The sequence below is a fragment of the Flammeovirga sp. MY04 genome (assembly GCF_001682195.2).
Lineage (GTDB): Bacteria > Bacteroidota > Bacteroidia > Cytophagales > Flammeovirgaceae > Flammeovirga > Flammeovirga yaeyamensis.
The window spans coordinates 3170704-3190720 of record NZ_CP003560.2 but is presented as its reverse complement, the minus strand read 5'-3'; the positions used below and the strand labels follow the sequence as shown (position 1 = coordinate 3190720).

The 20017-nt window shown below is 32.9% G+C and carries 16 protein-coding genes; 7 read left to right on the top strand and 9 right to left on the bottom strand.

Annotation, left to right across the window (positions count from 1 at the left end; genetic code table 11):
- Positions 1 to 70: 70 nt before the first annotated feature.
- The 3 genes from MY04_RS12840 to MY04_RS12830 form a co-directional block, all read right to left on the bottom strand.
- Complete coding sequence (locus MY04_RS12840) at positions 71 to 568, bottom strand: hypothetical protein (protein WP_066210155.1); 498 nt, start codon at positions 566 to 568, stop codon at positions 71 to 73.
- Between the two features lie 67 nt (positions 569 to 635).
- Positions 636 to 1280, bottom strand: coding sequence for an RNA polymerase sigma factor (locus MY04_RS12835; protein WP_066210154.1), 645 nt, complete (start codon positions 1278 to 1280; stop codon positions 636 to 638).
- A 15-nt stretch (positions 1281 to 1295) separates the two neighbouring features.
- The gene (locus MY04_RS12830) at positions 1296 to 3749 is read right to left on the bottom strand and encodes a CHAT domain-containing protein (protein WP_066210153.1); all 2454 of its coding nucleotides are present in this window, start codon (positions 3747 to 3749) and stop codon (positions 1296 to 1298) included.
- A 130-nt stretch (positions 3750 to 3879) separates the two neighbouring features.
- Between MY04_RS12830 and MY04_RS12825 the strand changes: the two genes are divergently transcribed.
- On the top strand, positions 3880 to 4059 hold the full coding sequence (locus MY04_RS12825; RefSeq protein ID WP_066210152.1) for a hypothetical protein: 180 nt from the start codon (positions 3880 to 3882) through the stop codon (positions 4057 to 4059).
- 430 nt (positions 4060 to 4489) lie between these two features.
- Here the strand turns inward: MY04_RS12825 and MY04_RS12820 are convergent, their stop codons facing one another.
- Positions 4490 to 5431, bottom strand: coding sequence for a glycosyltransferase family 2 protein (locus MY04_RS12820; protein ID WP_066210151.1), 942 nt, complete (start codon positions 5429 to 5431; stop codon positions 4490 to 4492).
- Between the two features lie 118 nt (positions 5432 to 5549).
- Between MY04_RS12820 and MY04_RS12815 the strand changes: the two genes are divergently transcribed.
- The 5 genes from MY04_RS12815 (at position 5550) to MY04_RS12795 (ending at position 11638) form a co-directional block, all read left to right on the top strand.
- A complete protein-coding gene (locus MY04_RS12815; protein WP_066210150.1) occupies positions 5550 to 6671 on the top strand; it encodes an acyltransferase family protein in 1122 nt (373 codons plus the stop codon).
- A 154-nt stretch (positions 6672 to 6825) separates the two neighbouring features.
- On the top strand, positions 6826 to 7929 hold the full coding sequence (locus MY04_RS12810) for a DUF5700 domain-containing putative Zn-dependent protease (protein WP_066210149.1): 1104 nt from the start codon (positions 6826 to 6828) through the stop codon (positions 7927 to 7929).
- Between the two features lie 137 nt (positions 7930 to 8066).
- Entirely contained in the window at positions 8067 to 8501 is a 435-nt protein-coding gene (locus MY04_RS12805; protein WP_084005869.1) for a DoxX family protein, read from the top strand.
- 156 nt (positions 8502 to 8657) lie between these two features.
- Positions 8658 to 10853, top strand: a complete 2196-nt coding sequence (locus tag MY04_RS12800; protein WP_066210148.1) for a T9SS type A sorting domain-containing protein — start codon at positions 8658 to 8660, stop codon at positions 10851 to 10853.
- Between the two features lie 332 nt (positions 10854 to 11185).
- Positions 11186 to 11638, top strand: coding sequence for a cold-shock protein (locus tag MY04_RS12795; RefSeq protein WP_066210147.1), 453 nt, complete (start codon positions 11186 to 11188; stop codon positions 11636 to 11638).
- A 52-nt stretch (positions 11639 to 11690) separates the two neighbouring features.
- Here the strand turns inward: MY04_RS12795 and MY04_RS12790 are convergent, their stop codons facing one another.
- The 5 genes from MY04_RS12790 to MY04_RS12770 form a co-directional block, all read right to left on the bottom strand.
- On the bottom strand, positions 11691 to 12074 hold the full coding sequence (locus tag MY04_RS12790; protein WP_066210146.1) for a DoxX family protein: 384 nt from the start codon (positions 12072 to 12074) through the stop codon (positions 11691 to 11693).
- 84 nt (positions 12075 to 12158) lie between these two features.
- The gene (locus MY04_RS12785; protein ID WP_066210145.1) at positions 12159 to 12611 is read right to left on the bottom strand and encodes a MarR family winged helix-turn-helix transcriptional regulator; all 453 of its coding nucleotides are present in this window, start codon (positions 12609 to 12611) and stop codon (positions 12159 to 12161) included.
- A 134-nt stretch (positions 12612 to 12745) separates the two neighbouring features.
- A complete protein-coding gene (locus tag MY04_RS12780; protein WP_066210144.1) occupies positions 12746 to 13843 on the bottom strand; it encodes an alkene reductase in 1098 nt (365 codons plus the stop codon).
- A 98-nt stretch (positions 13844 to 13941) separates the two neighbouring features.
- On the bottom strand, positions 13942 to 14514 hold the full coding sequence (locus MY04_RS12775; protein ID WP_066210143.1) for a Crp/Fnr family transcriptional regulator: 573 nt from the start codon (positions 14512 to 14514) through the stop codon (positions 13942 to 13944).
- 141 nt (positions 14515 to 14655) lie between these two features.
- The gene (locus MY04_RS12770; protein ID WP_066213264.1) at positions 14656 to 16887 is read right to left on the bottom strand and encodes a heparinase II/III domain-containing protein; all 2232 of its coding nucleotides are present in this window, start codon (positions 16885 to 16887) and stop codon (positions 14656 to 14658) included.
- Between the two features lie 770 nt (positions 16888 to 17657).
- On the opposite strand from MY04_RS12770, the gene MY04_RS12765 reads away from it, so the two are divergent.
- Positions 17658 to 19940, top strand: a complete 2283-nt coding sequence (locus MY04_RS12765) for a polysaccharide lyase 6 family protein (RefSeq protein ID WP_084005867.1) — start codon at positions 17658 to 17660, stop codon at positions 19938 to 19940.
- The last annotated feature ends 77 nt before the right edge of the window (positions 19941 to 20017 follow it).

Here is a 20017-nt window from a genome sequence, read left to right as displayed (position 1 = left end):
AAGGGGATTCTTTTTCAATAAATTTTAAATTTCTTTGGATGGGAATAATCCAAAGTCTTCATTAATTGTCTTACTTACCGAAAAACAATTTTATCAAATAGTAGTCTACTTTAAATTTAAAGTTGATTCTGCTATAGTATAAATGTTTTGGGTCGTCTTCTATTGATTCTAGGATATTATCGGCCTTATCAAAATTACCTAAACCCATATTGGCTTTTAATAAAATCCAATCTTTGTGATCAGAATGTTGTTCATCTTCTAAAAGATCAATAACATACTCATACCTTTGATTTAGTAACTCTTCTGATGCAATCAATAGTGTACTTTTTTCAGTAGTAATAGCATTTCTAGTCGTATAGCTATAAGATGTTGAAGCAATGAAGCTTTCGACACTTAGAGTATTAATGTAGACAGTAAGTCCAATGAAAATAGCAAAAACAGCAGCAGCTGAAGAAACTTTTAGATACTGAAGTTTTGCTCGCCTTTTTTTCATTCTCTCTCTAACAGCCCTTATTTCTTTATTTCGATAGGAGAGCTGAATCCTTTGTTCTATAATCGAGTTATCCATAAATATAGATTAATGAAGGTTTTTGTTTTTACTCACTATATTAGATGCCTAAAATGTGATTTCGTAATCAAAGACATGAAGAAATAATATTTAGTAAGCTGTCTTTGTCGTCTAATTTATCTTGTAAACCTTCCTTTAAATATTTTAAACATCTGCTTTTTTTGTTACGTAAAGCCTGTTCAGAAGAATATTTTCCTTTATTCCTATCGAGTATTTGATTATACGATAATTTATCAAAATAATAGTTTTTTAGAATGTTTCTACAGTCAACTCCAATCTTTTCTATGAGGTCTTCAAACATAGATTTGGTGTATAAGTCGTCATCATTTCCTAATGGAATATCTTCAAGTAATTCTTCGTCTCCAGAAAGCTGATCGATCAAACCTTCTTCTAGGGGAGTCGAAAAATGTTTACTCTTTTTCTGTAAAGTTTTAAGCCACATGTTTTTTGCAATCGTAATCAAATAAGTGGAAATATGTGATTTTCCTTGAAACTTATCTTCATCGATACTCCAAATTACTTTAGCTAGCGCATCTTGAAAAATATCCTCAGCATCTTCTGAAGATCCACCTAAGTTGACAATTATTTTTTTTACGCTTAAGAAATACTTGTCGTAAAGATGTTCAATTGTCTTTTCGTACTTAGTTCTGGTCTTTATGTTGTGAATGATTTTTTCAGAAGTATAGCTTGGTTTTAGAAAAAAATTTTTCATGTCAATTGAGATTTCTTAATGAAAGAGTTTCCGTACTCTAGTTTCAATTGAAGGAGGAACAAGTGCATTATTATTTCCATTTAGTACAAGCCCACCCCAAAACATTGGGTTGTAATACATATGTTCATTGTTTTCTATGTATAGTAATTTAGCTTTTTGTAGTGCAATATCCTTTTCCCAACCTTCAGATAAGTAGTTATAAAAATTATTTATGATGATAGCAGATGATTTATCATTTACTTTCCATTTACCTGCAATAACAGAAGGTATATCGGCATAAGCAAATGCGCGTTGTAAACTTAAGTCCCCTTCACCCTTTGAGAATGCACCAACTCCAGACTGACAAGAACTTAAGACCACTAAATTTATGTGTTGAAGATTAATATTGGAAATTTCATCGAAAGTAATTCTAGATTTTGTTGATTTATCTGGATAAAGAGAGATATATGAATCTTGTGGGATGCTTTTAAAGATTGAATGAGTAGCAAAGTGTAATACGTTATATTTTCTATTTTGAAGGGCTTTTTGCAGAGAGTTATAGGTTGCTTCTTGATTTAATAAATAGTCAGCATTAATATCTTTTACCTCTTCTTCTGTATACTGTAAATCACTATTAGCAAAAGGAGCAATGGCGAATGTATTTACTTTATCATAAATCGTGTTTTTTTGTAAATTCTTTTTACTGTAATGTATTGAATAAGAGTAGGTTGTAGCGAAACTCTCTAAGAGGTACTTATCATTGAAAATAAGTACTTCAAAAGGTATTGAATTTAATTTACCATATGGGGATATGACTAAACGTTTATTATCTGTTGAATTTACCCAGTCAGGTAAAACATATTTACCAAATTTGTCTAGTTGTTCTATGAAGTCACGACTGATAAAATAATTACTTTTTGAAAAGATCTCAATAAGCTTATCTAAAGTGGTATCATCATATTTGATCACACTTAAATCGAATTTTCCTTCATTATAGGTGATTCTGTAAAAATTATCTTTTGTATAGTAGAATGATATAAATGATTTATCATCGTAATTGTCCTTAAAATACTTTTTAAGATCTTTTGATGTAAAACGAGGGGAAACACTTTTTTGGTTGTTTTTGTCACTAATTAAGAAGTCACTTTTAATATAAGTCATAAAATCAGGATCATTAAGTCCTGATGACCGCTTTTTCAAAATATTAGACTTTGCATTTTCTATAATTTCTAAAGCTTTGGCTAAATCATCAAAATTCTTGTCTTTAATATATGACTGACTGAAGAATTCAATCCATTCATCTTGAATTGTATTTAATTCTTCAAAGTGATAAAGCAAATCATCATCCTTTTGTTGTTGCCAAATAAAGTCATGAAAGTATTCATAACTTTTCCAATAATAATCTTTTTGGCATTTAAGTGTAGAGGCATATTTTCCTTTGTAATAGTTTTGAATCATTAATTCATACCTCATGATTTCATTAGTATCACTTCGTACCGAAAACTCTTCATCAATAATCTGTTGTGCAGAGTCTAAATAATTAATACCTGCATTAATATCATGTGAATTGTCATAATCCTTTAATGATCTAAAAATTTCAAGACCAATACTAGTAATGTCTATATGAGGGGAAGATTTTCCTTTTTGATAATATGTTAAAGCAGTTTTCAAGGAAGATAATTGTTCTTCTGGTTTATCAAGATGTTTATAGCATTCCGATAGTTTTAAATGTGCTCTTGCGATATAAAAATTCCGAAATAGTATTTCATCTGTACTAAAGAAAGTAGGATCTGAATTTTTATAATATTGGTCAAAAGCTTTTAAAAATAACTTTAAGTAGTGAATCGTTTCAGTATACTTTTTATGATTAAAAGTATAAATACTAAGATGATAATATTGATTACCAGATAAGTCGCTAACATCAAAGTTTTTTTCTAATAATCGAACAGTTTCATTAATAGCAAGGGTATCATCTAATTTTACATGATTACTTAACTTATTTATAAATACAACTCTGTTACTTCTTTTGTGATTTTTTAAGCCATAGTCAAGAATAGCTTGGCTCATATGATACTCATGTTTTCTATAATAGATATTACTGAGGTGATGTATAAATGATATAGGGAATCTCAAATCTTCCTGATGATCTAAATAAATATTAAAACCCTCTTTTAAATAGTACTCTGAAGAATCAATATTCCCTAATGCATAATAATATTCACCTAATAAATAATATGTGGTTAATTGATGAGATGAGAAATTTTTCTTTTTATTTCTAAGATATGGCAAAGATTGTTTTAAATAATAAATTCCTTTTCTTGTATCTAATTTTTCTTTTCCATAGATATGCCCTAAAGCATAATGTGCATAAGTTTCATAATTATCATTATGAGCAATACTATCTAATTTTTTGAATGTACAAATCGACTCATCAAATTTTTTTTGACTAAATTCTTCAATCCCTTTATTTTTTAAGTCACTGGGATTCAATGTGTTGATAAATATAGTTATGAACGAAATAAAAAAAACATCATTTTTTTATTTTTTACTGATTACAAATTTGCTGAGTTGGATCTAATAGATAACAGAAACAAAAAGTTTTAATTTATTTTTTAAACCTATGAGGTATTTTACTATTACCAGCTTATTTATAATTTCACTGTTTTTCACTTCTTGTGGGAATGAAGTTAATCAAGAATTTGAGCCTATACAAGAAGAATTGAAAATAGATGCTTCGGGTACAATGGCAACTGACTTGGATAAAGATAATGGTAATAATGCCGAGAATAAGGAAAATTGATAAATCAGAAGATTTTTTGATAACAAAAAGACTTATATGACTTAATAAAATAAAAATATAATCAATGTCTGACTTAACGTGGTTACTGTCACTATTTCAATAATATAAATTGATAATAGAAGGGGAATACGACACCAATCAGCGGTAACCCAATAACTAACAGCTTATATAATGATACAACGTAGAAATAAGCAACATTTGCACTCATGCTAAAAACAGAAATCAGAGGAAAGGCGACTAGAGCAGTTTATCTGTTCTAGTTTCGGCCTAGCCTGCAAAGAACTTAGAAGGGTAAAGTAAAAGGTAAATAGATCTAACTATATCGAAGAATATAGTACTACAGAAAGTTAAATACAAACAGGTGAGGGGGAGAGATTTTCTCTCCTCGTATCATTTTTCTTAACAAGATGATCTTTTGGGTCATCTTTTTTTATGATAAAATTTTAAATTGAATTCCAAATGGAATGAGCATGAAAGCTAAGTATTTTTTCTCATTAAAAGAAAATTTAGAACTCAAAACTTCATATAATGAGACTGATGGTCTTTTCTGTTTTAACGATCTAATAAACTCATCTTCATTTATTTGAGAGGTATCTTCTTTTAAGAAACGATTCAATAGTCCAATCCATATTTTTATATGTTGTAGTTGGAATTTATTACTAACTGCATCATATAATTTATTATCTATCAAATAATCTTTAAGTAATAAATGTGTATCAAGCTTTTCTAAAGATCGAACACTTATAGTTCTTGAAATAGATAAATCATTCTGCAGATAGAAATAAACACCATCACTAATACCCACTTTTTCACACTTATGGAAAAGAACACGACTTTGGACTTCGTCTGCAAAGAATTTTGTAGATGTTGTATAAGCATGAGGTAATAATTTGGCATTATACACGCCAAATGCAGAAATCTTCCAATCCATACTTAAATCAAGAACTTCTAAATTGGTGAAGATCCTCTTTTGAGGTAAAGGTAAAATTGAATTATTCTCCTCAGAGAAAAAATAATTTAACTGATATAAAGAAGCTTGAATATCCTCTGTCTCAAATAATCGAAGGGCTTTTTCTATAGCGTCTTTTCCGAGCCAATCATCATGATCTACAATAGTAAAATAATCTCCAGTACAGGCATCGAAACCTATATTTCTACAAGTATATCCTTGATGTTCTGCCCTAATTAACTTTATTCTAGCATCATCTTTTTGATGATTCTCGATAATAGTGGCACTGTTATCTGTAGAAGCATCGTCGATACAAATGATTTCTAAATTTTTATAAGTTTGATTTAATATACTATCAAAATACCGTTCAAGGTAAGCTTCAGCATTGTATACTGCAGTTATAATAGTGACTTTTTTGTTCATTAATTCATATATGTTCAAGTCATAAATATAAATAGATTTTGAACTTGGAAATCAATATCATCAACTTTTATTTTTCATTTCAATAAATTGTTGCTTGTTACTTACTTAAACATGCTAAATGAGTCAATCAACAAATAAACATTTCGAAATATTAGACGGAATGAGGGGAGTGGCTGCCATCATTGTTGTCGCTTTTCATATACTTGAAGCTTTCGCTTTAGGAAAACATAAAGATCAAATTATTAACCACGGTTATTTGGCTGTGGATTTCTTCTTTGTTTTATCGGGTTTTGTGATCGGTTATGCTTATGATAATCGATGGGATAAAATGACATTAGGAGGATTCTTTAAAAGAAGAATTATTCGATTGCAACCCATGGTGATTATGGGGTCGATCATTGGAGCAGCGACTTTTTATCTACAAGCATCCCCAGAGTTATATGCAAATTTAGCTTCATCGGAAGTAAAAGATGTGATTATTGTAATGCTTATTGGTTTTACAATGATTCCTGTAGGAAGATCTTTTGATGTGAGAGGATGGGGAGAGATGTATCCCTTAAATGGACCAGGTTGGACGTTGTTCTTCGAATATATCGCTTACACATTATATGCGCTTATTTTAAGAAGATTACCAAATATCATTCTTATGGTATTAGCAGGTATCGCAGCGGGCTTCTTGATTCACCTTTCTGTCACTGCAGATACGGGAACTGTAGCAGGGGGCTGGTCATTAGATCCTGTTCAATTAAAAATCGGAATGATTCGCTTATCGTATCCCTTCTTATCAGGTTTGTTGTTATCTAGATTTATGAAGAGAACTCATATCAAACATTCATTCTTGATAAGTAGCATCTTGATGATATTGGTGTTATCACTTCCAAGATTAGGAGGAGATGTCCATTGGATAAATGGTTTATACGAAGCCTTAGTCATCATCTTTATTTTCCCATTGATCGTTTATTTAGGAGCTAATGGAGAAATCAAAAATGAGAAAGCAAGAAAGTTTGCCAAATTCTTAGGCGACATTTCTTATCCGATTTACATCACTCATTATGCCTTTATCTATATGTATACCGCATTTGTATTTAATGAGGTATTACCAGAAAAACAAAACTACGGTCTAGCTGCAGTTTATGGTGTACTCACATTTGTTGTATCCATCTTAGTGGCTTACTTATCTGTTAAGTTCTACGATGAGCCATTGAGAAAATGGTGGAGTAAAAAGTGGCTGAAGAGCTAAATCAAAAAAATATGCTGGGTTTGATGGCACCGAATTCATCAAACTCAGTTTTTTATTTCTATAAAGAAAAACTAACTGATAATCGAAAATATAATTTTTGATTAAGCTGAGTTATTTACTGAATAAACAAATCTTCAATTTAAACCAATTTCTAATGCGTTATTATTTACAAATCATTGTATGCATCCTATTTATTTCTTGCAGTACAAAGCCTAAAAAGCAAACTCAAATCGATTTTACCACTGTAGACTCCTTTTTCATTGTAAAAGAAAAACTTCAAAAAGAAGAATTGCCATCAGAAGAGGAATGGGATCAACTTTTTAATTCTACTGGATATAAAGTAGCCGGCAGAGATCAAAGTAGAGAAGGATATATCAAGTTGATAAAATTGGCCTACTACCCACCATCTCAAAGTGAAAAAGACAGTATTTTACAGTTCACGCTCAAGGAGGATCTATCTAATATGCAAGATTATTTTCTAAAGATAACTGTAGAAAACTTTATCAAAGTAGGTGAGATGGAGAAAGAACTTCTCACTTACAGAGAACAGTACGATTTTGATCAAAAAATTGATGCAGCAAAGGAAAAACTAAAAGACTTTTTAATTGACCCAACGGATTCTTTAATCACAGTTCCATCTATTAGTGCAGCTATTTTTGAACCTGAAGCCTATGCTTATCCATCAGGAATTGTGATTGACTTAAACAAATCGTTTCAAGATTCAGATGAGGAACTTATAGGTTTTTTCTCTCATGAGTTGTATCATATGTACAGAAGTAAATTCGGAAATAAAGAATATGCCAATCATAATGGTTTTACAAGAGCGATAGAGAAACTTCATAATGAGGGTGTTGCCGATTTAATTGATAAACAAGATACAGTCTTTGATTCTAAGCTTTATCCCAAACAGTTTACTGATATCTATGGAGAAGCTTTTAATTCGACCAGTCAAACTTTGGAACAATTTGATGTACTTACATGCAAGTTTGTTAAAGGCGAAATTTCTGAAGAAGAATACAATTCTACTACTCAAAATATGTTTGTATTTGGAGGACATCCAAATGGTTTTTCTATGACACGATCAATCGTGAAAAATGGACAAAAAGAAGCTTTAGTTACGAATTTTGCAAACTCATTAGTGTTTATCAGATTATATAATGAAGCAGCAAAAGTACAAGGCAAATATGTATTTAGCGATGAACTGATGACGTATGTAGATCAACTCGAAGATCAGTTTTTTGAAAATAAAAATATGTAACAATCAGAGATGATTGTATAAGTTATTCATCATATAAAATGAAGAGGTTATGTTTAACATGACCTCTTTTATTTTGTGGTGAATAATTATTCATTTATATTTGTATCGCGCACGATACAAATATAAAAAACTTAATTATGAATCAGATAAAAACAACAACGACACAAAATATCTTTAGAGTTTTATTAGGAGCAGCTATGCTTTATGCAGGCATTGGTCACATGACTTTCAGAAGAATTGCTTTCCAAGCGCAAGTACCCACCTGGTTAACGACCGATGAGGCCTTTGTCGACTTTGTAGTATTGGCTTCTGGAGTAGTAGAAATTTTATTTGGTTTATTGATGATCTACGGAAGAAATTTTAAAGTTCAAACAGGTATAGCATTAGCCGTTTTCTATATTTTGATATTTCCGGGTAACATCAACCAATATGTGAATGGGATAGATTCTTTTGGATTAAATACAGATAATAAACGACTCATTCGTCTATTCTTCCAACCTCTTTTAGTGCTTTGGGCATTGTGGTCATCTGGAGGATGGAAATATCTGATGGAAAGAAAAAGAACGAAATAAACCACCTCTAGAGTAGGAAATTTTTCGACTCATAAATAACTGAACAATCACTTTCCCCCCTTTATTTCAAGAATTTATCTTACAAACAGAGGAGAAGGTGATTGTAATTTTGGCTTGTTAGCATGAAATGAATTTATTCAACTAAACTTATTTGATATGAACTACAAGCCTCTACTTTTTATCACTTTACTGATGTATAGTTTCTTTTCTATTGGACAAGATACTGTCGATATCAACCTTAATATAAAACACCTTGTCGGTAACAGTGCAGAATTTGACCGTTCAAAATACATGGTGTTTCATGAAAGTATTACCGGAAATGAATGGGATAGTGATGAGCAACGAGCATCATTTTTAAATGATTATGACATTTATTTAGGAAGAACTAATGGAGCGATCGTTTGGGAATTTAATCAGGTGAGACAAGACCCAAGTAAAGCGGGATGGCCCGATATTTCTCATATGCAAGAAAAGGGGCAACAGTCAAAAAACAACTATGCTTCCAAAACAGCAGCACATTCGTTAGAGCACCGAGAGATCAATATGATGGAAGGTGGACAAATGTGGCCTATGTATCCTAACGGTCAAGAAACCACTCCAAGTTCTTGCTGTAGCGATGCAACTCCTTGGTCATACGAAGGAACAGAAGCAGTAGCAGAATTTTACAGTAATTACCTTACCCATTACTTTGGGGAAGGCGGAACTACCGGCAAACAAAAGCCTAAATTGGTGGAAGTATTGAACGAGCCGTTTGTAAAAGCCAATCAGTACAATACAACCAATAGAGAAATTGCAGAGATGCATAATGTTGTGGCCAAACGTATTAAAAAGGACCACCCAGATGTAATGGTTGGAGGTTATACTGCAGCACACCCCGCTTTTGAAGATCACGATTTTGGACATTGGGAAGGTAACTGGAAAATGTTTATTGACGTTGCCGGAGAAGAAATGGACTTCTTTTCTTTTCACTTATACGATTATGTTGGGGACAATACGAACATGATCGAAAGACAACGTAAAGGAAGCAACATCGAAGCCATTATGGATATGATTAACCACTATTCCATGATTAAATTAGGTGAAGTTAAACCTTGGTCGATATCAGAATACGGTTGGTTCTGTCCAAGTTGCGATGGACCTTATTATGCTGAAAGAGATTGGTACAACGTTCGTTCATTTTCATCAATGATGATGCAATTAATGGAAAGACAGGATCAAATTATAAATGCCATTCCTTTTTTATTAACCAAAGCTTCTTGGGCTCACAACAAAGCAGAAGACGAATACAATTCCTATGGTCCTCGTTTGTTGAGAGAAATAGGTGAGGTTGAGGGAGAACCGTCACATGCAGGTTATGTGTATACTGATTTATTGAAATTCTTCGAATTATGGACAAATGTTAAGGGAACGAGAGTAGATACTAAACCCACAGATTTTGATTTACTTTCTGATGCTTACATCAACGGTAATAAGTTGTATTTGATATTAAGTAATCTCAATCCGGAAGTAAAAAAGGTGCAACTTAATATTGGTAACATCACTGATTACCCAATTAGCGAATTGATGGTAAAACATGCTTATGAAACCAACTTATTGACACAATTGGATACGACTTATTTCACAGACCATATTTCAGAAGTAGAGTTGGGTTCTGAAGCGACAATGATTTTAGAATATACATTTACCAATGATGTAACGATCGATGAGTTGAAAAAAGAACAAATGTTCTATGCAGAAACTTATCTTCAGCCAATTGTAGCCAATCAAGAAGTATCCTTCCAAGTAAATAATGTGGCAATTGAAGAAAACGGAGAAGCGATTCTTAGAATTGGTTTAGGTAGAGATCCAGGAAAATCATTAAAACCAACGGTGAAAATCAATGGTACTACACTTCAAATCCCAACCAATTGGAAAGGAGATGATCAACCTGCAAGAGACCGTTTCTTTGGAGTATTAGAGATTCCTGTAGATTATGATTTGTTACAGTCTAATAACACAGTTTCCGTTTCATTCAATGATGATGGTGGACATATCACCACACTTATTTTAAAGACGTATGCTTTATCTATTCCAGTAGAAAGATCAGCATTTAATATGGGAAACGGTGATGAACCTTTGGGTTTAGAAAATCAATTAGAAAGGTTGAATGTATATCCCGTTCCAAGCGATAGTATGATTAAGTTATCAGGTATTGATGGAGAAACAAAAAGTAGTGTGATTTCATTATCGGGAAAGATTTTATTTACCACACATCAAAAAGTAATAGACATCTCAAAGCTAAATGTTGGGGTGTATATTCTGAATGTGGAAACATCAAAAGGGATGGTTTCTAGAAAAATTATTAAAAAATAGATAAAGAATAGTCTCTTAGATTAAAGCATTTCTAGTTTTCACTAAAAAATTGGAAATGCTTTATTTATTAGATCACAAAACAAAATTAAGCTCAATTATCTTATCGAATGCGTTAAATATTAACGAAATCAACCCGTAAATTGGTGATTGATATTAATTTAATATGATGGGAGTTATATTCTCATTACCTTTATAGTGCATAAGGTAGACGAATCCGTCTACACATGACTAAATGATTATTTTTCATTTTCCATCTCGAATTTTCTAAGATTCATATTTTAAATGTTCATACTTATTTAGTTACACTTGGCAAAACACATTAAAAAATCATAATGGCAAAATCGCAACAAGCATTTAATAAGTTAGAAAAGCAGAAGAAAAAAGCAAAAAAGAAGCAAGACAAACTTGCTAAGAGAGAAGAGAACAAAAAGAACAAGACAAAAGGAGCCGATCTTGAAAGCATGATGGCATACGTGGATGAGTTTGGAAATATTGTTGACACTCCTCCAGATCCAACTGAAGAGAAAGAAGAAATCAAATTAGAAGATATTCAGATCTCTGTTTCAAGAAATAACGAAGAGCCTTCAAAGAAAAAGGGTAAAGTTGAATTCTTTAATCCTGATAAAGGTTTTGGGTTCATCATCGAAAAGGAAAGAAGACAAAAATTATTCTTCCATATCAATGATGTTGAAAAAGGCTTTGATATTAAAGATAACGATTTTGTTGAGTTCGATATTCAAGATACTCCTCGAGGAAAAGCTTGTGCGAATGTAACAAAAGCATAAATAAAAACTCCTTTGATGATGAAAACATCAAAGGAGTTTTTTTATTGCAATTCTACATTCCTCCTAGCTTAGGTTTTTCTGCTTCTACTTTTTTCACAAGGAAGTAAGAAGCACTCATAAGTACAAGACCAATTACTGCTCCCCATTGTTCGCCATCGCTTACATTTAAGTGAGCAAAAACGGCAAGTAAAAGATTGAAAGTGAACCCAGCGTAAGCCCATTCTCTTAATACTTTAGATTTAGTCTGCCAGATACCAACTACCCCAAGTACTTTAGCTGTCGCCATGTAGTAAATTAGGTTAGGAGGGAAGCCCATTGCTTCGAAAAATCCAACTACCATTTCATGTTGGAAAATGTAGTTGGCTACACCTAACATGATAAATACTGAAAATAGTCCTGTGATAACGTAATAGAAGATTTTGTTCTTGTTTTTCATAACGATTAAAGTTGAGTATTTAAATGTACTGTTATTATTTTACATGTAAAATAAATTATTTTTAAAAAACACGCGATTTGCGTGTTATCCTCTGAGGCGATCTAAAACATCACTTGCTTGAGCTGCTTCTTCCTCCGAGATATTTTCAAGGAAGCGAAAGATCGTATCCTTTTTCTCTAGTTCATCAATTTCTTTTAAAAGATCGAGACCTTTCTGAGAAATCTTAACGAAAACTACTCTTCGATCTGAATCACTTCTTTTTCTTTCGATTAACTCTTTATCCAGAAGTTTATCAGCCAACCGGGTAGTATTCGGTGTTTTTTCTATCATCAGAGATTTGACATCATGCATATTTTTCCAATCTCCAGCCCCTCTTAGAATTCTCAGAATATTAAATTGTTGCGTGGACAATCCATAAGGCTTAAACATTTGAGCGGTGATGTTATTCAACCAATTTGAGGTATAAATCAAATTAGTGATAAACCGATGTTTATCATTTTGAAACTTAGATTTTATAACATCATCTATACGTTGCATTTTCTCTTTTTTGATAAGTAATGATTGATTACATCACAAACATAAGAATAATATTTTACATGTAAAATAATTACAGGTAAATTTAAAAAGAAATTTGTAAGGACGTTGTATTACAACGTCCCTAGAACTATCTTTTATTTCTGATAGGTAGCATAATCCGTATATCCTTCAGCACCTCCTCCATAGAACGTATTATGATTTGCATAATCCACTGGAGTTAATGGCCAGTTATTTTTCATGCGTTCTACTAAGTCAGGATTGGTGATAAACGGTTGACCAAAGGCTACTAAATCTACTAAACCTTTTGCTAATAAGTCTTCCGCAATTTCCTGAGTCAGTTTACCGGCCACCATAATTGGTTGATGATAAATACTTCTTATTTCTTTTCTATAAGCTTCAGTAACTTCTTTATAATTCGAAATATTTTCTGAAAAATGAAGATAAGCTAAACCAAATTGATCCAATGCTTTTACTAATGCTAAGCTTAAATCAATCATCTCAGGATCGTGGTTAACACTACCCTCTGCCACAAATGGAGAAATTCTGATGGCTGTTTTATCTGCACCAATAGCATTGGCTACAGCTTCAACAGTTTCTAGTGTCATTCTCATTCTATTTTCGATAGATCCGCCATATTCGTCAGTTCTCTGGTTAGAATGAGCACGTAAGAATGAATCCAATAAATAACCGTGTGCACCATGTAATTCTACACCATCAAATCCTGCTTCCATAGCATTCTTAGCCGCTTGAACGAAATCATTTTGTGTTTGTTTAATTTCCTCAAGACTCATTTCTTTTGGCGATTCAGTTTCAATCATACCATAAGAACCATCACCTAGTGGGCCCCAAACTTTATCCGCTTCTTTTATTGCAGAAGGAGCTACCGGTTGAGTTCCCGAAATATTCGAGTGAGAACGACGACCAACATGCCATAATTGAATAAATATTTTACCTCCTTTTTTGTGCACTTCATCTGTAACGGCTTTCCACCCATCGATTTGTTCTTGTGTATATATTCCTGGAGTAAAGCTATATCCTCTGCCCACTTTAGAGATAGGAGATCCTTCTGTAATAATTAATCCGGCAGACGCTCTTTGACCATAATATTCTTTTGCTAAAGGTGTAATAACATCTTCTCCCACAGAGCGAGAGCGTGTCATTGGTGCCATTGCAATTCTATTGTTTAAAGTAATTTGTCCTAATTGATATTCTGAAAATATGTGGTGACTCATGATTGTATAATTTTTGTTTTTTTGATGATACAAAGGTCAATAAAAGGATTAAAAATAGAGAGGAAGTAACGCACATTTTTGATGTGATGTAGATCACACTATTTAGAAAATCGGCTTAGTGTTTCTCTACTAACACCTAAGTAAGAAGCAATGTATTTTTTAGGCACTCTCTGTATCAAATCAGGTAGTTTTTGAACAAGGTCGTTGTATCTTTTCTCGGCACTATCCTTCATTAATCCCATGACTCTTTGTTGAAGGGAAATATATCCTTTAGTAGATTTAATTCTGAAAAAATTGGCCAATGCAGGGACTTTTTCACACATTTTTTCTCTATCCTCAAACGACATCACTAAAAATTCTGCATCCTCTATACAATCTATATTTAAGGTAGAGATACCATGATTTTGGTACGCTTGGAAATCGCTCACCCAATAATTCTCAAATGCAAACTGAAGGATATGTTCTTTACCACTGTCCTCCATAAAATATGATTTCACTAGTCCTTTTACTATCCAAAATTCGTTAGGCACATTGCTTCCCTCCTGAATCAAAAACTGATGTTTCTTTAAACGTTTATAGATAAAATGCTGACGTATATATTCCCATTCTTCTTCAGAAATTTCTACTGTTTCGAGAAAGTGTTGTTTTAATTTTAGAAGTGCTTCTTCCATTCCCTCATTTAAATTTATGTTCCTGTATTCAATTTAATAGTTATTGTGGGAATCTTAAAAAAAATAGCCACTCCGCATCTGCAAAGTGGCTATCTGTGATATCCGATATATAAATTTTCGTTTGTTAGTTTTGATCTATTATTAAATTTCTTCCAATAGGTAAACCCCTTTCCATTTTAAGGTAGTCTCACCTATTTTCAATTTATGTTTTGATGAAGAGGAGCTATCATTATTGCACATTATAAATCTCCATTTCTTGCCTTCTTTATTTTCGAAAGTCACAGCAGAATACGCATTGGTATTGTACACTACATTTACATTTTTAATACTACTGTACGTGTGAGGAGCCAACTCCGTGATGTAAGAATAACCTCCGTGAGTTTCTAATACGGATGCATATAAATTACTTCCTTTTTTACCTGTTTTTAACCAGTGGAAAGCCTTGTCGTTTCTAAGGTTCATTTTAGGATCGTTGGCGCCAAGAAGAACAAAATTGATGCTGTCCTCTGCAGAAGTGGCCATATTGAGTGTATAGAACACTTTATTGTTAAACCAGTTGACCTGATTAAAATCCCCTTTGGATGGCGCTTCACCTACTTTCCATAAATATTGGAAACCATCTTTTTTACCCATCACCGGTAAAGAATTTAATGGTTGATTATCGAAAGTAGAATACATCATCTGACCTTTATAATTATAAGGCATTCTTAATTTCTGATCAGAAGGAAGGTCTGCTCGGAATAAATCAAGTAATAAAGGATTTTCAAATGCATTGTCTTTAATTAATACTAAAGTTCTTTGTTGATGAACGCCATCATAAGCAATACTGTCTTTAGCACTCATGATCTGGACATTTTCATCCTCAGCATTGAAGTAATACAATTCAGGAGTAGCCGATTCCGCTTTTTCAACCTTGGCATTGCATTGCGTACGATCGCCAATCACTAAGGTGTTATGAGCTACAGTTTGTTTCGCCCATGTTTTATTTTCTTTTAAGTATCCGCCACCATCTTTTTGGTTGATGTTGACATAACGAGCAGCACCATAATCTTGTAACACCTCATCTCCTTTATTGTACATCAAATAAGAAAGGCGGTCGAAATGACCATGTCCCATACCGTGTTGGGTAAACTTCATGATGTACTCCTGACGGCTTCCTCTTAAAATGCCTATCGCTCCTTTATCACCTTTATTACCATCAGTGACCAACAAACTTCTTTTTTGGTAAGTCGTTGCTTTACCCTGTGCAATAGCATTTGATTCTAAGAAACCACCATAGTTTAGAGGAACTGCGTTCAATTCTTTTACAATCGATAAAAGACCATTTCTATGTACATCACCGTGTTCGTAAGCGATAGAAATGGCTAGTTTCAATTCTCTTGAATAGTAAGACATTCCTTTTTGTGCATCGTTTAATGGGAAGAATTCCCCTTTCTCATTCGATAACTGAACAAGCGTTTCGATACCTTTTAGAAGGATCTTATTGTCGTAGTTGAAAATATCAAGTTCCTTTTTATTTCTATCCAATGCTACCGCATACATCAAGAAAGGATACATCGCATATCTTTGGTAGTAGGGACCTTCGAAATAATATCCATCAGGAGAAAAAGCATGATCGATGTTGGCAAGGAAGCCCGCTTTTTTCTGATCAGCTCTAATAATATCTCCTCCATCGTTGTCTTTTGCGTATAGGTTTTCAAAAGGAAGACCGTATAAAGATTTCTGAATTAAATCTTCATCGTGTATGACCAAACCAATCATACCTACTGCTGCATTTGCCCAAGTACTATGGTTATGCAGACGGTTAAAGAATTGAGGCGTTTGTACAGATAAGAAATCAGCATAAGGTCTAAATAATTCCTTGTTTAATTTATCTCTAGTACCAGCATCCAACCATTCGTAAATCGAACTGTACGCCTGACTTGTATAAACCAACCAATTGGCATCGTTTAAACACTGCCAGAAAAATTTACCTGGTGAATACGATCTAGTGGCAGGGTGACGATCGAAAGTAGGAAATAATTCAGCGTATTTTAATAAAGTGTTTTTGATTAGCTCAGCGTATTGCTCATTACCTGTCAATTGGTAAAGCATGCCCGCTTTCTGCATAATCGTATAATTTAATTTATGTTGAGAGTGAGTGTACCCTCCAGCTAAATCTTTAGGAACAGGAACATCAAGTCCAGATTTTAAATAGGGAGCCACTTCTTCAATCGCATCATTTACCGCTGAGTGAAAAAGGTTATCACTTTTTAAAGCCAATTTCATTTCCTGAAGCTGAGCCTCGGAAGTAATTAAATTTCCGTTCTGACTGAAAACGTTAGATACACTTAACAGAATTAGCAAGACTGCTGTGTATAAGTTATTCTTCATTTTCATCTTTATGATTTTATTTATTTGTTAGCGAACATCAGATTTTGTAAACAGATTCTTTTTTTCAAAACATACTTTAAAAGTTGTCTTTCATTTCATCAATATTGTTTACTTAAATAAAAAACATTGTTGTTTTCTATTATTGGTATTTTGGTTGACCAATTTAGAGAATCGATATTTATTACCCATCATCAAAATCAAAATAAATTAACAATAAGTGTTAAAATGCAATAATATATAGAAATAGTGCAATGTTTTATCACTATAAAAGGGTCTTGAAGTGATATCTTTTTTTAAGATTAACTAAAATCATAAAAAAGTAAAACAACGTGTACAATCTATAATAAGATCTACTTGTCTTCTATTGTGATGAGCGATGATCAAAATGAAATTGGATTAAAAAAGGCGATTAATAATAGTTGAAGGCAGTTTTTAAAAAGAGTTGTTTTTACAATTATTAAGGTTTTGTTTTCTGATGGACAAAAATATATTTTAGTCATTTTTACCAGTATCGATCGTTATATTTTCATTTTAATTTGAAATTTTAACATTTTTCATAAAATCCGCCTCATTTTAACGCCTTCCGTGCTTTTGGTGTGAATAAATCACAATTTATATCATTCAATTTGCGAAAAATATATGTCGATTTAGGAAATATAAAATTGATTTATGATATTTGGTCAACCAATCACCAAAAAGGGTTGAGAACAAACAAATCATCTGATTCTACGCTGAATCAATTATAGAAATAGAAAAAAGATAAATTAGAAATGAAGAATTTTACTGTTCAGCTGTGTACGGTAGCTTTACTAACAACAGCCTTGATCATGTCCTTCAAGTCTTTTACTGGAGACACAGTAACGACAGTTAAGGAATTAGAAGAACGTATTTCTAATGCACAACCTGGCGATACAATTGTTATGGCTGCGCAAACTTGGAAAGATGTTAAGATTAAATTCAAAGGTGAAGGTACAGAGGAAAGGCCAATCGTATTAAAAGCTGAAAAAAGAGGTGAAACGTTACTTACAGGAAATTCTTCTTTAGAAATTGGTGGTAATCACTTAGTTGTTGATGGATTGATTTTTAAAGATGGATATGCAAAAGGTAGAGTAGCGGTTAGATTTAAGATAGGTGATGTAGTTGCAAAAAATTCTCGTTTAACGAATGTTGTAATGGATCATTACAATCCTGCAGACAGATTTGAAAAAACATCTTGGGTAGAGTTATACGGTCAGAATAACGAAATAGATCACTGTTATTTTGGAGGTAAATTAAATGCCGGTGTTTTAATGGCTGTGAAATTAAATAATTTAGAATCACGTCATAACAAGCACCACATTCACCATAATTACTTTGGTAAAAGACCTAAATTAGGATCAAACGGTGGAGAGACGCTTCGTGTAGGTGTATCTACATATTGTGAAGAATCTTCTGAAACATTAATCGAGAATAACTATTTCGATCACGTTTCTGGTGAAGTAGAAATCGTATCGATTAAATCTTCAGATAACATCATTAGAGGTAATATTTTTGAAGCTTCAGAAGGTGTTCTTGCTTTAAGACATGGCGATAGAAACATTGTAGAAAACAACTACTTCTTCGGTCATAATTTAGCAAATGCTGGTGGTGTAAGAGTAATTAACGGTGGTCACATCGTAAGAAATAACTACTTCCAAGATTTAGGTGGTAAGCGTTTCTTCGGTCCACTTCCAATTATGAACGGTGTACCTAACTCCTTGCCTAACCGTTACATTAGAGCACACCACGCTACAATCGAAGGTAACCACTTCTTCAATACTCCACACTTAGAATTGTGTGTGGGTTCTGATAGAGAACGTACTCAAATTCCTGATCACATTACCATCAAAAACAATGTGTTCTATAATCCTAAATCATCAGAAATCTTTACAGTATTGGATGATATCTCAGGATTTACATTTAAAGGAAACAAATACAAAAACGATGGTTCAGCTTTAAAATATAAAGCAGGAATGAAACCATTGAAAGAAGAATATACAAAGAATGCAGAAGGTTTATATGAGAGTAAATCATTCAAACCTGAGCTTCCAGTGAAAAAAGAAGAATGTGGTCCAGCTTGGTACACACCAATCGCTACTGCTTTAGCACAATCGAATCAAGTACTTAAAGTAGGTAATTTCGATGAGTTAGTAAAAGCGATTGAAACTGCTGAAAACGGTGCTACTGTAGAAGTGACTGCTCCATCAATTAATTTCACAAAAGATATTCACTTAACTAAGAATATTTCTATTGTATATAACGGATCGGAGAGAACGCAATTCTACTTCGAAAAGAATCAAAAGCAAGTTTCATTCTTCGTTATTGAAAATGGAGGTAGCTTAAACATAAGAAACATCGATTTCAAAGGTAGATCTAAAGTGGGTATCTCAAAAGCTGGTATCTCAACCTCTAAATCTCCAATGATTCAGCATTATACTTTAACGATCGATAATTGTGCTTTCCATCATTTCGATGCAGCCGATTATACTGCGTTCCGTGCCTTCACAAGTACATTTGCTGATCGAATTGAAATTAAAAATTCTGAGTTCTACAATATTTCGGGTGTAGCCTTAAATATCAATGGTCAGACAGAACAATTGGGTAGATATAGTGCAGAAGAGGTCGTAATCGAGAACTGTAAGTTCACAAGAGTAATGACAGGTGCTATGGAGATTACTCGTTTAGGTAATGATGAATCGACGACAGGTCCATATGTTTCAATTAAAAACTGTGACTTCGTAGAATCAGGTAATAAAGAATTAGGTAGTGTAGTATTGCTTTGGGGTGTACAAAGCCTAGATGTAGATAACTTATTTTTCTACAATGCGGGTACATCAGGAAGAACAATTCGTTTCGAAGATCCAAACTGGGCAGTATCTACAATTGATAATATCCTAAGTATTGGTTCGGGTAGAATCGAATCGTACTACCCAAGAGTGGGTAAACATGTCACAACTATCGAGGAACATTTAGAAGAAGCTAAAGCCTACGATATGAAACGTGAAATGAATAAAGGTTTTCAACCATCTAAATAATTAACTATCGGGTAGCATTGAGTGCATACTCTGTACTCAATGTTATCTGGTGCTAATTGAACAAACACATTTACGAT

Bases quoted from the DNA above. Each gene is read 5' to 3' on its own strand.
- MY04_RS12840 (WP_066210155.1), bottom strand. From the start codon at position 568: ATGGATAACTCGATTATAGAACAAAGGATTCAGCTCTCCTATCGAAAT.
- MY04_RS12835 (WP_066210154.1), bottom strand. From the start codon at position 1,280: ATGAAAAATTTTTTTCTAAAACCAAGCTATACTTCTGAAAAAATCATT.
- MY04_RS12825 (WP_066210152.1), top strand. From the start codon at position 3,880: ATGAGGTATTTTACTATTACCAGCTTATTTATAATTTCACTGTTTTTC.
- MY04_RS12820 (WP_066210151.1), bottom strand. From the start codon at position 5,431: ATGAACAAAAAAGTCACTATTATAACTGCAGTATACAATGCTGAAGCT.
- MY04_RS12815 (WP_066210150.1), top strand. From the start codon at position 5,550: ATGAGTCAATCAACAAATAAACATTTCGAAATATTAGACGGAATGAGG.
- MY04_RS12810 (WP_066210149.1), top strand. From the start codon at position 6,826: ATGCGTTATTATTTACAAATCATTGTATGCATCCTATTTATTTCTTGC.
- MY04_RS12805 (WP_084005869.1), top strand. From the start codon at position 8,067: ATGAATCAGATAAAAACAACAACGACACAAAATATCTTTAGAGTTTTA.
- MY04_RS12800 (WP_066210148.1), top strand. From the start codon at position 8,658: ATGAACTACAAGCCTCTACTTTTTATCACTTTACTGATGTATAGTTTC.
- MY04_RS12795 (WP_066210147.1), top strand. From the start codon at position 11,186: ATGGCAAAATCGCAACAAGCATTTAATAAGTTAGAAAAGCAGAAGAAA.
- MY04_RS12790 (WP_066210146.1), bottom strand. From the start codon at position 12,074: ATGAAAAACAAGAACAAAATCTTCTATTACGTTATCACAGGACTATTT.
- MY04_RS12785 (WP_066210145.1), bottom strand. From the start codon at position 12,611: ATGCAACGTATAGATGATGTTATAAAATCTAAGTTTCAAAATGATAAA.
- MY04_RS12780 (WP_066210144.1), bottom strand. From the start codon at position 13,843: ATGAGTCACCACATATTTTCAGAATATCAATTAGGACAAATTACTTTA.
- MY04_RS12775 (WP_066210143.1), bottom strand. From the start codon at position 14,514: ATGGAAGAAGCACTTCTAAAATTAAAACAACACTTTCTCGAAACAGTA.
- MY04_RS12770 (WP_066213264.1), bottom strand. From the start codon at position 16,887: ATGAAGAATAACTTATACACAGCAGTCTTGCTAATTCTGTTAAGTGTA.
- MY04_RS12765 (WP_084005867.1), top strand. From the start codon at position 17,658: ATGAAGAATTTTACTGTTCAGCTGTGTACGGTAGCTTTACTAACAACA.